The sequence below is a fragment of the Methylorubrum salsuginis genome (genome assembly GCF_900114375.1).
Classification (GTDB): domain Bacteria; phylum Pseudomonadota; class Alphaproteobacteria; order Rhizobiales; family Beijerinckiaceae; genus Methylobacterium; species Methylobacterium salsuginis.
In genome coordinates, this window is the sequence record NZ_FOSV01000013.1 from 124,101 (window position 1) to 137,585 (window position 13,485).

Consider the following 13,485-nt stretch of genomic DNA (forward strand, 5'->3'; position numbering starts at 1 on the left):
CTCAACTGCTGTCTTTTTGTGTGGCCTCAGGCGCCGGCGGCCGCATCCGCGGCCTTGGGCTATCGCTCCGCTAGACGCCTCGGCGCGGCCGAGGCCGCTGCGCGCGGCGCTCTTCGCGCCGGGTTATACGGTGCTGCCGCCCGTTCAACCGGAGGCGGCAGCGCATTGGAGAAGGCTGAGGTGCGTCTGCGGCTTACGCCTGGGCCTGGAACAGGGCCACGCGCAGGTCGCTCGCCTCGTAGATGCGGCGGCCGTCGGCTTCCAGCCAGCCGTCGGCGATGCCCAGCACCAGCTTGCCCGTGCGGACCCGCTTGATGTCGATGCCGTAGACGACCTGCTTCACGGTCGGCAGCACCTGATCCGAGAACTTCACCTCGCCGACGCCGAGCGCACGGCCGCGGCCCGGCGCGCCGAGCCAGCCAAGATGGAAGCCGACGAGCTGCCATAGGGCGTCGAGGCCGAGGCAGCCCGGCATCACCGGATCGCCCTTGAAGTGGCAGGGGAAGAACCAGAGATCGGGACGGATGTCGAACTCGGCCAGCACGTGGCCCTTGCCATGGGCGCCGCCCTCGGTGCCGATCGAGGTGATGCGGTCGAACATCAGCATCGGCGGCAGCGGAAGCTGGGCGTTGCCGGCGCCGAACAGCTCGCCGCGTCCGCAGGCCAGCAGCTTCTCGTAAGAATAGCTCGACGCCCGCTGCGGGGGGGCGGTGTCGGTCTGCGGGTCGGAAGAGGCCATGGAGGGGTGCGTCCTCGGTAACGGACGAGTCCGATCGGTCGCCGGACGGGGAATGACGGGATCGGCGCCTCGTTAGCACAGGCGCCGCACGCGCTCCAAGCCACGCACTCCGAGCATTGTCGACGGAGTGCCGGAGATCCCGAAACGATACCGAGCCATGCACCACGGGGGTAACCCGCCCGCAACGCCATGCTTCGGGTTGCCGCAGGCGGGGGGCATCCGTATACTCGTTCGATCTTTTTCCGTTCAAAGGTTGGGAATCACTCCCCGCGATGTCCGATCTGACGCCTCTCCAGGCCGTGCTGAACGCGCGGAGCCCTCTGTCGGCCGATGGTTCCGGCCCGCGCCGCGGCTGCCCGCTGTCCGATCTGCGCGACCGCCTGCGCCGCGCCGGCCTGCGCCCGACCCGCCAGCGCCTTTCGCTGGGCTGGCTCCTGTTCGGGCGCGGCGACCGCCACCTGACCGCGGAAATGCTCTACGACGAGGCCATGCGCGCCAAGGTGCCGGTCTCGCTCGCCACAGTCTACAACACGCTGCACCAGTTCACCGAAGTCGGCCTGCTGCGCCAGCTCGCCCTGGACGGGTCGAAGGCCTATTTCGACACCAACCCGAGCGAGCATCACCACTTTTTCCTGGAAGAGGAAGGCGAAGTGCTCGACATGCCGGAATGCGGCATCTCGGTCGATTCGCTCCCCGATGCCCCCGAGGGCATGGAGATCGCCGGCGTCGAGGTGATCGTGCGTCTGCGCCGCCGCGCCGTGTCCGGCCGCGGCTGAGTCTTTTCCCAGCTCGACAACGATAAAGGGCCCGGTTCGCCGGGCCCTTTATCGTTTGTCTCAGTCGATCTTCTCGTCCGGGTAGACGCCCCAGAGCCGGTCCTGACGGATATAGCCGTCGACGTCGCCCTGCTTCTGCGGCAGGGCCACGACGAGGCGACACCATTGGCCGCTGCAGGTCTTCACGCTGCCGATCACGCCGGGCTGTAACCGCGCCTGCTCGCCGGCCCCCTCGTCGGCCCGCGCCTTGAGCGGCACGGTGGTCTTGGCCGCATCCGCCTTCTCGCCCGAGGGCGGGATGACCACGGCCGTGCGCCGGCCCGAGAGCAGCGAGTGCAGCACCCAGCCCTCGGTGCCCTCCGAATCGCGGATGCGCCGCCACGTCTCGAACTCGGCGACGATCTCGATCGGCAGGCCGGCGCGCTGGAACACCCAAAGCGTGCGGTGATCCTTCGAGGGCCCCTCGCGCAGATTGACGCGATCGGTCTTGAGGCTGGCATAGCGCGGCAGCGGCAGTTTCGTGACCGGCCCCTTGCCGACCTCGGAGGCCGCGGGCGCGGGTGGGGCGGCCCGCGCGGTCAGCGGCGCGAGCAGGGCCAACGCCGCCGCGAGAATCGCAAGGCGGGCGGGATTCACCAGGGGAAGGGCGGGCGGGCGCATCGTCCTCGTCTCCGAACCGGGGTCCTCGAAAAACCGTCGCGGACCGGATCCCGGTGCGCCGCGAACCGGTCCGCATTGTGTTGCATTGTGTTCCCCGACCTCTCTGATAGAGAGGCCGATGTCCTGCGGCGTGGCCGGAGGCCGGCACGCCACCGGCCCCATCTGGCCGCGGCGTGGTTAAGGGAGCGTAAGCCGGACCGCATCCGGGCCGGCGCCGCCGGGAGGGATCATGCCGTCATTGAAGCGCAAGCCGCTCGTGGTCGTCACCCGGCGCCTGCCGGACGCGGTCGAGACGCGCATGCGCGAATTGTTCGACACGCGCCTCAACCACGACGACGCGCCCCTCTCCCCCGAGGCCCTCGCCACGGCGATCCGGGAGGCCGACGTGCTGGTCCCGACCGTCACCGACGAGATCGGCCCCGGCCTGCTGGCCCAGGCCGGCCCGAATCTGCGGCTGATCGCCAATTTCGGCAACGGCGTCGATCACATCGATGTCGGCGCGGCGTTGGAGCGGGGCATCACCGTCACCAACACGCCGGGCGTGCTGACGGAGGACACCGCCGACATGACCATGGCGCTGATCCTGGCGGTGGCCCGCCGGATCGCGGAAGGCGCGCGCATCATCCCCGACGACGACTGGACCACCGGTTGGTCGCCGACCTGGATGCTCGGGCGCCGCATCACTGGAAAGCGCCTCGGCATCGTCGGCATGGGCCGCATCGGCCAGGCGCTCGCCCGCCGCGCCAAGGCGTTCGGGCTGTCGATCCACTATCACAACCGCCGCCGCGTCCCGACCGCCATCGAGGAATCCCTCGACGCGACCTACTGGGAATCGCTGGACCAGATGCTGGCGCGCGTCGACATCGTCTCGGTCAATTGCCCGCATACCCCGGCGACCTACCACCTGCTCTCGGCCCGCCGCCTCAAGCTGCTCAAGCCCGAGGCGATCGTGGTCAACACCGCCCGCGGCGAGGTGATCGACGAGAACGCGCTGGCGCGCCTGATCGAGGCGGGGGAGGTCTCGGCCGCCGGCCTCGACGTGTTCGAGCAGGAGCCGGCGGTGAGCCCGCGCCTCGTGCGGCTCGCCCGCACCGGGAAGGTCGTGCTGCTGCCGCATATGGGCTCGGCCACCCACGAGAGCCGCACCGAGATGGGCGAGAAGGTCATCATCAACATCAAGACCTTCATGGACGGCCACCGCCCGCCGGACCGGATCCTTCCGAGCATGCTGTAAGTCCAATCGGCGATGATCCTGATGCATCGCCGATAGCCCCCCCACGACGGCGGGGCGGCGTGCGTCCGCCGGACGCACGCAACAGGACCATCGGTCCGGTTCCGTGCCGCTCCGTATGAGAACGGCGTTCGGCTGACCGCCTCGCGATCGGCCCGGCTCCCCATTTTTCGCGTAGGGCGCGGCGAGGGGATACGCGACCGGTGAGCCGTTGAAGAGCTGTGCGCTGCGGCCTTACCCCAGCATCGACGCCACTGCGTCCGTCCGGATCGCCGCTCTCGCCCGCGCCGAATCGATATCCATCTGGGCGATCAGCGCCTCGGCGCTCGCGAACTTCTCCTCGCCGCGCAGGAAGCTCAGCAGCTCGACCGCGACCTCCTGCCCGTAGAGGTCGCCGGAAAAGTCGAACAGATGGACCTCCAGCAGCGGTGCGCCGTCGTCGAAGGTCGGGCGGCGGCCGTAGCTCGCGACGCCCGGCACGAGGCGGCCGTCGGCGAGGCGCACCCGCACGGCATAGATGCCATGGGCTAGGCCGCAGGAATCGAGGGTGAGGTTGGCGGTGGGATAGCCGAGCGTGCGCCCGCGCTTGTCACCGTGGCGCACCTCGGCCAGCACGAACCAGCGATAGCCGAGCAATGCGTTGGCGCGCGCCAGGTCGCCCGCGGCCAGAGCCGCGCGAATCGCGCTCGACGAGATCGGTTCAGCCCCTGCACCGGCCGCCACGGCGGGCACGATCCGACAGGCGATGCCGGCCTCCCGGCAAAGCTCGGCCAGGATCGCGGGCGTGCCGGCCCGGCCCTGCCCGAAATGGAAATCGTGGCCGATGACGACGCCCGACAGGCCGAGGTCGTCACGCAGCCAGCCTTCGACGAAGCCGCGCGGTGAGGTCGCCGCAAGGCGCGCATCGAACCGGCGCACGAACAACCCGTCGAGCCCCAGCCGGGCGAACACGATCTCCTTGGCCCGGGGACCGGTAAGGCGGAACATCGGCTGGTCGGGGGCGAAGAAGGCGCGCGGATGCGGCTCGAAGGTCAGCACGACGGCGGGCCGCGGGCCGGCCTCCTCACGGACCGCCTCGATCAGGGCACGGTGGCCGCGATGCACCCCGTCGAAATTGCCGAGGGCTGCGACGGCGCCGCGGAGCGCGGGCGGCACGGGATCGCCCGCCCTGCAGACCGTGAAGGGGGAGCGGGGCTCGCTCTTGATATCGCCTGACGGCATCGGCTCCTGCGGGGCATGACGGCGAACCGGAGGCGGGCTGCGCCAAAGGGCTGCGCCAAGGGGCGCCCGCACCGTATCCTGCGGCTTGGCGAAAACCGGATGCCCGGTCAAGCGAGGCGGGGCCACGACCCCGGCGGTGAGGCCGGACATCGGGCCTCGCCGCCGTAGCGGCGCGCGACGCGAAGACCGCAGCCGCGCCGGCCAAGGCGAACCGGGACATCGGGGGCGCCGCCGAAGCGCGGCAGTTAAACCTTTCGCAATCCGCGGCTGCTTATTGTCACGAGGACGGGAGGCTCCTCCGCACTCGCGCTCGGGCGGCGATGCCGTCGCCCGATAGAGCCGCCAGCACCGATATCAGGGACAACGGAGCACGATTCACATGGCCCTCGACCTCAGCATGCCGATCCTGGTGGTCGACGACTACCAGACCATGGTGCGCATCATCCGCAACCTCCTGAAGCAGCTCGGCTTCGAGGATGTGGATGAGGCCTCCGACGGCACCGCCGCGCTCGCCCGCCTCAAGGGCCGCAAATACGGCCTCGTCATCTCCGACTGGAACATGGAGCCGATGACGGGCTACGAGCTGCTGCGCCATGTCCGCGCCGACGAAGGCCTGCGCACGACGCCGTTCATCATGGTCACGGCCGAGTCGAAGACCGAGAACGTCATCGCCGCCAAGAAGGCCGGCGTGAACAACTACATCGTGAAGCCCTTCAACGCCGCGACGCTGAAGACGAAGATCGAGGCAGTCTGCGGCGCGTGACGCCCGCAGGCCCACCCCCGTCGCGCGAAAGCCGCGCGTCGGGGGCGGGTGCCCCTCTCCGGTCCATCCCGCATCGTCCCCCGGTCGAGGGACGCTCGAGAGAATATCCATGGGATCGATGGCTTTCCCGCGCGATGCCCGGACGCCGACCAGTACCCCGTCGGCGATGATCCAGGAACTTCTCGACATCGCGGATTACATCGCCAAGCTACGCGACGCGATCGCGCTGCTGCGGGCGAATGAACTCACCCGTGACCGTCTCCCGATGGTTCACGAAGAGCTCGGCGAGGTGGTCGCTGCCACGGCGAGCGCCACGAACGCGATCATGGGGAGCGCCGAGGGCATCCTCGCCCTTCCCGACGGTCCCGGCTACCGCGCCGCGGTCGAGGCGAAGATTTTCGCGGTCTTCGAGGCCTGCGCCTTCCAGGACATCACAGGCCAGCGCATCGCGAAGGTCGCCGAGGCGATGAGCCTCCTGGAAGGCCGGCTCGCCCGCTTCAGCGTGGCGGTGAAGGCCCGCGACGCTGGCGGCGTCGACGAGTCGGAAGTCGACCGGCGCAAGCGCAACGAGTCGCTGCTGCTCAACGGACCGCAGAAGGGCGGCCCGGCCACCCCCCAGGACGCCATCGACGCCCTGTTCGACTGACCCGCGACGGCAGATCCCGGTTTCGAAAGGACGCGTCCTTTCGCGGGTCCGGGGCAGAGCCCTGGTGAAGGGAAGCCGGGGCACCGACCCGGCGCCCCGCCCTAGGAACCGCTCTTAGAGCATCGTCCTGGATTTCAGATCCAGGACGAGCCTCGCCGTTATTGTGGTGCAACGGCTTTTATCCGAAAGCCGGTTCCCGCCTTTAGGGCCGACGCTCTGGGGAACCGTTACGGCTTCGGTGCGACCTCGGCCGATTTCTCCGGTTCGCCCTGCTTCTCCATCGCCGCCGCGAAGGCTTCCGGCGAGAGGTCGATGAAGCGGGTCATCGCCGCCTGGAAGTCCGGCTCCTTGTCGGCGGGTGGGCAGCTGAAGCCCTTCTTGCCGAGCTGCTCGCGGATGTTCGCCTCGAACGGGGCCATCTCCGGCTGGAGCGCCGCCATCCGGGCCTCCACCGCGGCGCGCTGCCGGCCGGTCGAGGCGACATCGCATTCCTTCAGCACTCGCTGGAGCGCGATGCCGACCGCGTAGGTCGCGATCCGGGCCTGGGGCGGCAACGCCGGCGCCGGGCTGGCGATGGCCGCGCCGATCGCCGATTGCGGCGCGGATTTCGCCGGGGCGGCATCGCAGCGGCGCAGGGCCTCGTAGCCAGCGGCGAAATTCGGAATCCGGAAGTCGGCGTCGCCGTTCTCGAAGCGCAGGATCACGGTCTTGGCGGCGAGGAGATCGGGGACCAGCGTGTCGGGGAACTGCGCCCGAAGGGTCTTGCCGTCGCCGGTCCACGTCACCTTGGTCTTGATCGCCTTCTTGTCGAGGAAGAGCGGCACCTTCACCGCCTCGTCCTTGTCGAAGTCCCAGCCCTGATAGGCCAGCACGAGGCTCGCCTTGTCGCCGTCGAGGGCGAAGACGACCGCGTTCGTCGCGTTGTTGTCGTCCTTGTCCTCGTAGGTGTGGGTCATCAGGCAGGGATTGGCGCTGGCGTCGCCGACCGTGCGCTCGATCTCCCAGCCCTTCGCCATCTCGAACGGCTCGCGCGGCGCCGCCTCGGCGAGGGTCGGCAGGAACGCGACGGACAACGCCGTCGCCAGGAAGGGGAAGGGGCGCACCGATGCTCTCCGACAGGACGGCCAGCGCGCGGCTGCAGGGTGCAGGTGGCTTGGCGGCGGGAGCTTAGCCGCAAAGCCGATTGTCAACCAAGGCGTCGCAGGCGCCGTTTCGCGAAGTTCAACCGGTTTCGTCAGCCTTGTTTCGCCACGCCTCGCGAACCTTGCAAATTTGACGCTTCGGCCTTGCGAAACCTTCAGGGCTGCTGACCACACTCGAAAACCGAAGCGGCAGGGCCGCCGCGAAACCGGCACAGGCGCACTATTGGCATCCTCGGGTGACAATTCGCACCGCACCAAAACCTGCGGCGGCGCAAATATGAATTTGCGGTAAAAATGTGGACGGGACGCGGAACTTGCCCCCGCTGCCCTCGTTATTCACGCACAGTCGAGCTTGTGCTCGGCGGCCGCATGCCCTGAACCGGGGCGGGAGCCGGTCATGCCAGTCTTCGATGCGAAGAATCTGCCCCACCGAGACGAGGACCTGAACCTCCTCGCGACGATCCTTCACCCGACCCCCGCGGCCCGAGAGCAGGCACGCGAGCGGGGCCGGGCCCGGATCGAGCGGGCCACGATGCTGGCCGAACTGGCGCCCGCCTTACCGGGCACCACGCTCGCAGCGCTGACCGTGCGGGACGCCGCTCCGGCGGTCTAATTCTCACCAAGCCTGCGGGGTGATCAGGCCCTGGCGCGTGACCACGACCCAGTTGCGGCCGCGGCGCTCGATCGCCTCCACGCGGCCGACCCCCGGCACCGCGTCGCCCGCGCCGACTTCCACGAGCCGACGGCGGCGATCCTCCAGGATGGCGACGCCGTCATAGACATCGCGCACCGCCCAGCCCTCGACGGTCTCGGGTTTCGTCCGATCCGGCAGGCTCCCGGTCTGGACCGGATCCGGCTTGGCCTCTGCGCGGGGCTCGGACCGGGTTTCGGGTTTAGCCTCGATGCGGGCTTCCGGTTTCGGCAGGGCGGTGGCGGTGGCCTGAAGTTTCTTGTCGATCAGCAGGCTCAGCCCGGCGAGGCGGCCCCCCTGCTCGCGCTCGGACTGGGCGAAGGTGTCCGACAGGGCGGCGAGGCGCTTGTCCATGCCCTGCTCCAGACGTCCGATCCGCTCACCGAGACTGCCGCCGAGCGCCTTGGTCTCGGTGCGGAGGGCCTCGTTCCCTTCGCGCAGGCCCGAGGCCGTGCGGGCCAGCCGCTCCACCTCCTGCGACAGCCGCAGCGTTTCGGCGCGACCGGCCTCGATCCCGGCGCGCAGCTGCACCAGCGCCTCGCCGGATCGCTCCCGCGGCGGATCCGCCAGTCCCAAGCCGATGCAGATGCCGCCGAGAAGCGCGGCGCCGGAGGCCACGGCGAGCCGCCCGTTGGCCTTGAGCCGGAACGGTCGGCGCGTCGGCGCGGCGATGGCAGCTCCCGCCTCGGCCAGCTTCGCGCTTGCCGCGCCCACCGCCTGCTTCAGCATCTCTTCCGGGGTGGCCTTGCCCGCGGGGGCCGCCTTCTCCGCTCCGACCGACTCCGCCATGACCCGGGCTTTCCCTGATGGATGTCCAGCGCGCAGGGTCCGGCCGGGCTCGACGAGCCGCGCGACCGCCGTACGCGAGGCGCCGGCCCGCCCCCGCAGGCACGCCGCTCGTCACGAGCGAGGCCGCGATCGGGTCCGATGTCCTAAGACGATGTTAGGCATGTCTGTTTACCGAAAGGTTACCACCCGGCCCGGTCGTAGACGCGGGCTCCTGGGGGAGACGGCGAGGCCGGGACGCGAGTTCGCTCCGGTTGCGTCGGCCGGTCGCTCGATGGTCAAAGCGGACCGCTGAACTCGACCCGGCCCGGCCGCGCCTCGCCTGGGCGAGACTCCGTTGTTTCCGGAAGGGCACGAGAAGCGGCACGAGCAAGCGCCCCTCTCGTCTGCCGGCCGGGCCGGTCGGCGCTCCGCTCTCACGATCACTGATCCCGCCGAACCGCGCTCTCCCGGACCCCATATTGTCCTTCATGCCGGTCGGGGCGGCCGAGGGCGCGGTGCCCCGTCATCTCGCATCGGGAACGGATACCGGGCCGCAGAGCAAATGGCCGTCGCGGTCCCCATGTAGCGGGGATACGTGCGGCTCACGGAGGAGCGATATGGGTAGCGAAAGAGCGGTGCTGGCAGGCGGCTGCTTCTGGGGCATGCAGGACCTGATCCGTCGGCAGGAAGGCGTGCTGTCGACCCGTGTCGGCTACACGGGTGGCGACGTGCCGGATGCGACCTATCGAAACCACGGGACGCATGCCGAGGGCATCGAGATCGTGTTCGATCCGGCCGTCACGAGTTACCGGCGGATCCTGGAGTTCTTCTTCCAGATCCACGATCCGACCACGCCGAACCGGCAGGGTAACGACCGGGGCCTCAGCTACCGCTCGGCCATTTTCTACGTCGACGACGACCAGCGTCGGGTCGCCGAGGCCACCATCGCCGATGTTGACGCATCCGGCCTCTGGCCGGGGAAAGTGGTCACCGAGGTGGCGCCGGCAGGTCCGTTCTGGGAGGCCGAGCCGGAGCACCAGGACTATCTGGAACGCCGGCCGGACGGCTACACCTGCCACTTCGTGCGCCCCAACTGGGTGCTGCCCGCCGGAACCACGGCGGCTGAGAGCGACTGAGCCCTCGCGAAGCCGTCGCTCGGCGAGCAGCCAATGCGCCTTCGGTCACTGTTACGGCTACCGGAGGGTCGGTGACTCACCCGGCTTCAGGTGACGGTCTCCGCCATCCGGGCCACCGGGCGAGACGTGGTCGTTCAGTCGGTCCAAGTGCTCGAACACATGTTCGAAGGCGGCGGTGACGGCCTTCTCGAAAGTGCCGTCACGTTTGCCCTGAGCGATCCTGAGGGCCTCGAGCAGCCCGCGGTGCTTGTCGGTGTCGGTGGACATGATCCGTCTCCCCGCCGGCTGGCGCCGGCTCATGGAGACGCAAACGCGACGGCCCGTCTCGGTTCCGGGTCCGGCCCCCAGGTCGCGTCCGGCACCCGTTCGCCGACTTTACAACCATGCGGCCCCGTCGCGCGTCGTCGGCGGCCGACCGGCAGCCGGCATCTCGCGACGCGCGCATAGCGATCGTACCGCTTCGGTCGTTCGGATCACGGGCATTGGCGTCGAGGACCGATGAACCCGCCGGTCACGATTCTTCGCCCGGCCTACTTCATGCAGAACGACTTCGCGCAGAAGGCGCCGCTGCTCGGCGACGGCATCTTCGGGATACCACTCGGCCATGCCGATGTCGCGATGGTCGACATCCGCGTCATCGCCGAGGCGGCCGCCGTCGCGTTGCCGCATCGCGAGCGGGCGGAGGCCCGCTAACCGGCCAAGACCTACGACCTCGTCGGTCCCCAGGCCTTCGGACGCGAGGTGCGCTGCGGCGGCGACCTCGACGCGATGGAGGGCCGCCTGCGCGCCTTCGCGCCGGCTTGGCTCGCCTGCGATCTGCGGGTGACGATGCGCCGCTACCAGGAGGACGGCGCGGTCGCGACGGAGGCGGAGATCGAGCGATTCGCCGATCTGCTCGGGCGCAGGCCGGGCAGCTACCGCGATTTCGCCGCCGAGGCCGCACGGGAATGGCGCAGCGCCTGAACCTCCTCGCTGGGCGTCGAAGGCGGCGCGACGACGCGCGGCGCCTCCTCCCGCCATCGCAGAGCGGTGGCCAGGCTCCGCAGGGCCGGCGTGACCTGCCGGTCGGGATAGTACAGGTGGCAGCCGGGGAACGGCTGGCACCACGGCCCCAGCGCCTGGACGAGACGACCGGCGGCCAGATCGTCGGCGACCTCGTCCTCCAGCATGTAACCGAGTCCGGCCCCGGCCCGCACCGCGGCGGCGGCGAGTTGCCCGTCGTTGACGATCAACTGGCCTCCCACGCGCACCCGCAGCTCGCGTCCATCGCCGGCGAACTCCCAGGGCAGTAAGCCGCCTCCGCCGACGAGGCGGTAGTTCACGCAGCGATGCGCCTCTAGGTCGGACGGGGTATCGGGGCGCGGATGTCGGGCGAAGTAGTCCGGTGTGCCGACCACCACCGTGCGCAGGTCCGGCCCGACCCGCACGGCGATCATGTCCTTCTCGACCGTCTCGCCGAACCGAATTCCGGCATCGAAGCCCGCCGCGACGATGTCGGTCAGGCGGTCGTCGACGACGACTTCGATCGAGACGGCGGGATGGTCGATCAGGAAGCGCGGCAGCCGCGGTTCGAGGACGGCGCGGGCGGCGTAGGCGAAGGTCGTCAGGCGCAGGCGTCCCGACAGCTCGCCGCGCCAGTCGGCCAGCGCGTCGAGACCCCGCGCGACATCGTCGAGGGCGGGGCCGATGGTCCGCAGCAGCCGCTCGCCCGCCGTGGTCGGGGCCACGCTGCGGGTCGTGCGCGCCAGGAGCCGGACGCCGTGACGCTCCTCCAGCGCGCGCAGCGTGTGGCTGAGCGCGGAGGGCGACAGCCCCATCTCGGCCGCTGCCCGGGTGAAGCTGCGATGACGCGCCACCGCCGCGAAGGCCGCCAACTCGTCGAGGGTGCTACGCCGCATTCTTGAGCCAAGCTCACAAGCCCATGCCGATCCTAGCGGATAATGACGCCCCACGTCACGGATTACCTCTCGCTTCTCACAAGGAGACATCCTCGAAGGGGACCCGGCCGATGAACCTGACGCACTATCGAACCCTGGGGCGTTCCGGCCTTACGGTGAGCCCGCTCGCGCTCGGCACGATGACCTTCGGCGCGGGCCGCTGGGGCAGCGACGCGGCGACCTCTGCCGAAATTCTCGACCGCTACGTCGCGGCGGGCGGCAATTTCGTCGACACCGCCGACGTCTATTCGGGCGGACAGAGCGAGACGATGCTCGGTCGGCTCGTCTCCGAACGCGGGTTGCGCGACCGTCTCGTCATCGCCACGAAGTCCGGCTTCTCGCGCGAACAGGGCACGCCGCTCGCGGGCGGCAACAGCGCCCGCAACATCCGCCTCGGCGTGGAGGGCTCGCTGCGGCGGCTGCGCACCGACCGGATCGACCTGTACTGGACCCATGTCTGGGACCGGACCACGCCGCCCGAGGAGGTGCTGCGCGCCCTGACCGACGCCGTCGGTCGCGGTGAGATCCTCTACTACGGCTTCTCGAACGCCCCGGCCTGGTACGCGGCGCAGATCGCCACCCTCGCGCGTGCCCACGGCCTGCCGGAACCGATCGGACTGCAATACGCCTACTCGCTGGTCGATCGGGGCGTGGAGCTCGACGTCCTTCCCGCGGGCCGAGCGCTGGGCATGGGGCTGGTGCCATGGAGCCCGCTGGCGGCGGGCCTGCTGACCGGCAAGTACGGACGCGAGATGCTCGCCAGGGCCGGATCGGCGGTGTCGCTCCCGGACCGGGCCGGCGAGACGGTCGAGGGCGGCAGCGACGGGCGGCTCAACGGCGACAATCCGTTCGGCGGCATGCTCTTCACGGAGGCGAACTTCGCGGTCGTGGATGTGCTGAGGGCGGTGGCGGAGGAGATCGGCCGTCCGATGGCGCAGGTGGCGCTCGCCTGGGTGGCACGCCGGCCCGGAGTTTCGTCGGTCCTGATCGGTGCGAGCCGCCTGGAGCAACTGGAGCAGAACATCGCCGCGCTGGATATCGGGTTGACCGCCGACCAGCAGGAGCGGTTGGACGTCGCCGGCAAGCCAACGAGCCTCAATCCCTACTTCATCTTCGACCTGCCGCTGCCGACCATCTTCGGCGGCCAGACCGTTCGAGCCTGGTAGCGCGGCCGTCCCCGACCATGTTCGGAAAGTCCGATCCGAATGGCGTTGCGAGCAACGGGACGATCCTCGGCCACGGCGGGCGATCGCCGGCTGCTGCCTCCTGGGTTCGCCTCGCCTCCTGCGTGGACGCGATAGCGGTCGGGACGCAGGTGTATCCGGCCCAGTCACCGCTTGGCATCCTGCTCTACGCCGGGGTAATGCGGTGCGCTTGGGACGGTCCAACCTGCGGAACGAGCATTTCACCATCCACATCGAGAAATTGAGCCTGATGGTGGTGGCGCCGACTGACCTGACCGGCATTTTGGACCGAGCCGATTGAGAGGCTACTGCATGGTGGCGGCCATGGGTAGCCGGAAGGCTCGATCCGGGACGGTGACGGGCGCAGGTGGCCGGTAGCCCAGCGACGAGTGCGGCCGGACGCGGTTATAGGTGTTCTGCCAGAGGGCGATCACAGTCTGCGCCTCCCTCAACGAGTAGAAGATTTCTTGACGTAGGCACTCATCACGAAGCTTGCCGTTGAAGCTTTCGCAGTACCCGTTCTCCCACGGCGAGCCGGGTGCGATGTACTGGATCTGCGGTCCGACCTTGGCGACCCACTTGCGCAGCGCC

At 69.6% G+C, this 13,485-nt stretch carries 17 protein-coding genes; 9 read left to right on the forward strand and 8 right to left on the reverse strand.

Annotation, left to right across the window (positions count from 1 at the left end; translation table 11 throughout):
• Positions 1–193 precede the first annotated feature (193 nt).
• A complete protein-coding gene (fabA, locus tag BM140_RS16090; RefSeq protein WP_091948430.1) occupies positions 194–739 on the reverse strand; it encodes a 3-hydroxyacyl-[acyl-carrier-protein] dehydratase FabA in 546 nt (181 codons plus the stop codon).
• Between the two features lie 272 nt (positions 740–1,011).
• On the opposite strand from fabA, the gene irr reads away from it, so the two are divergent.
• Complete coding sequence (gene irr, locus BM140_RS16095; RefSeq protein ID WP_091948433.1) at positions 1,012–1,515, forward strand: Fur family transcriptional regulator Irr; 504 nt, start codon at positions 1,012–1,014, stop codon at positions 1,513–1,515.
• Positions 1,516–1,575: 60 nt separating this feature from the next.
• Here the strand turns inward: irr and BM140_RS16100 are convergent, their stop codons facing one another.
• Positions 1,576–2,175 (reverse strand): SH3 domain-containing protein, encoded by a 600-nt coding sequence (locus BM140_RS16100; protein WP_091948436.1) that lies wholly within the window; start codon positions 2,173–2,175, stop codon positions 1,576–1,578.
• 229 nt (positions 2,176–2,404) lie between these two features.
• Here BM140_RS16100 and BM140_RS16105 point away from each other — a divergent pair, with 229 nt between their 5' ends.
• Positions 2,405–3,409, forward strand: a complete 1,005-nt coding sequence (locus tag BM140_RS16105; protein WP_091948439.1) for a 2-hydroxyacid dehydrogenase — start codon at positions 2,405–2,407, stop codon at positions 3,407–3,409.
• Positions 3,410–3,640: 231 nt separating this feature from the next.
• On the opposite strand, the gene BM140_RS16110 is transcribed toward BM140_RS16105, so the two are convergent.
• Positions 3,641–4,627, reverse strand: coding sequence for a bifunctional riboflavin kinase/FAD synthetase (locus tag BM140_RS16110; RefSeq protein WP_091948442.1), 987 nt, complete (start codon positions 4,625–4,627; stop codon positions 3,641–3,643).
• 379 nt (positions 4,628–5,006) lie between these two features.
• On the opposite strand from BM140_RS16110, the gene BM140_RS16115 reads away from it, so the two are divergent.
• Positions 5,007–5,390, forward strand: coding sequence for a response regulator (locus BM140_RS16115; RefSeq protein WP_056243882.1), 384 nt, complete (start codon positions 5,007–5,009; stop codon positions 5,388–5,390).
• A 109-nt stretch (positions 5,391–5,499) separates the two neighbouring features.
• Positions 5,500–6,036, forward strand: a complete 537-nt coding sequence (locus tag BM140_RS16120; protein WP_425287067.1) for a protein phosphatase CheZ — start codon at positions 5,500–5,502, stop codon at positions 6,034–6,036.
• Positions 6,037–6,263: 227 nt separating this feature from the next.
• Here BM140_RS16120 and BM140_RS16125 read toward each other — a convergent pair whose 3' ends face one another.
• Entirely contained in the window at positions 6,264–7,139 is an 876-nt protein-coding gene (locus BM140_RS16125; RefSeq protein WP_091948444.1) for a hypothetical protein, read from the reverse strand.
• A gap of 436 nt (positions 7,140–7,575) precedes the next feature.
• Here BM140_RS16125 and BM140_RS16130 point away from each other — a divergent pair, with 436 nt between their 5' ends.
• The gene (locus BM140_RS16130) at positions 7,576–7,791 is read left to right on the forward strand and encodes a hypothetical protein (RefSeq protein ID WP_091948448.1); all 216 of its coding nucleotides are present in this window, start codon (positions 7,576–7,578) and stop codon (positions 7,789–7,791) included.
• Between the two features lie 3 nt (positions 7,792–7,794).
• Here the strand turns inward: BM140_RS16130 and BM140_RS16135 are convergent, their stop codons facing one another.
• Complete coding sequence (locus BM140_RS16135) at positions 7,795–8,658, reverse strand: hypothetical protein (protein ID WP_091948451.1); 864 nt, start codon at positions 8,656–8,658, stop codon at positions 7,795–7,797.
• A 596-nt stretch (positions 8,659–9,254) separates the two neighbouring features.
• Between BM140_RS16135 and msrA the strand changes: the two genes are divergently transcribed.
• Entirely contained in the window at positions 9,255–9,773 is a 519-nt protein-coding gene (gene msrA, locus BM140_RS16140) for a peptide-methionine (S)-S-oxide reductase MsrA (RefSeq protein WP_091948454.1), read from the forward strand.
• Between the two features lie 57 nt (positions 9,774–9,830).
• On the opposite strand, the gene BM140_RS16145 is transcribed toward msrA, so the two are convergent.
• Positions 9,831–10,040: a hypothetical protein gene (locus BM140_RS16145; RefSeq protein WP_091948458.1), complete on the reverse strand. Its 210-nt coding sequence runs from the start codon at positions 10,038–10,040 to the stop codon at positions 9,831–9,833.
• Between the two features lie 231 nt (positions 10,041–10,271).
• Between BM140_RS16145 and BM140_RS26315 the strand changes: the two genes are divergently transcribed.
• Together BM140_RS26315 and BM140_RS26320 are read left to right on the forward strand one after the other, a co-directional pair.
• Positions 10,272–10,466: an SDR family oxidoreductase gene (locus tag BM140_RS26315; RefSeq protein WP_244535455.1), complete on the forward strand. Its 195-nt coding sequence runs from the start codon at positions 10,272–10,274 to the stop codon at positions 10,464–10,466.
• A 48-nt stretch (positions 10,467–10,514) separates the two neighbouring features.
• Positions 10,515–10,736: a hypothetical protein gene (locus BM140_RS26320; RefSeq protein ID WP_244535456.1), complete on the forward strand. Its 222-nt coding sequence runs from the start codon at positions 10,515–10,517 to the stop codon at positions 10,734–10,736.
• Here BM140_RS26320 and BM140_RS16155 read toward each other — a convergent pair.
• Entirely contained in the window at positions 10,688–11,671 is a 984-nt protein-coding gene (locus BM140_RS16155) for a LysR family transcriptional regulator (RefSeq protein ID WP_091948460.1), read from the reverse strand. The genes BM140_RS26320 and BM140_RS16155 overlap by 49 nt on opposite strands.
• 110 nt (positions 11,672–11,781) lie before the next feature.
• Here BM140_RS16155 and BM140_RS16160 point away from each other — a divergent pair, with 110 nt between their 5' ends.
• Positions 11,782–12,876 (forward strand): aldo/keto reductase, encoded by a 1,095-nt coding sequence (locus BM140_RS16160; RefSeq protein WP_091948463.1) that lies wholly within the window; start codon positions 11,782–11,784, stop codon positions 12,874–12,876.
• A 323-nt stretch (positions 12,877–13,199) separates the two neighbouring features.
• On the opposite strand, the gene BM140_RS16165 is transcribed toward BM140_RS16160, so the two are convergent.
• Positions 13,200–13,485, reverse strand: a 286-nt coding sequence (locus tag BM140_RS16165) for an integrase core domain-containing protein (RefSeq protein ID WP_131803857.1), incomplete at its 5' end; no start/stop codon positions are given.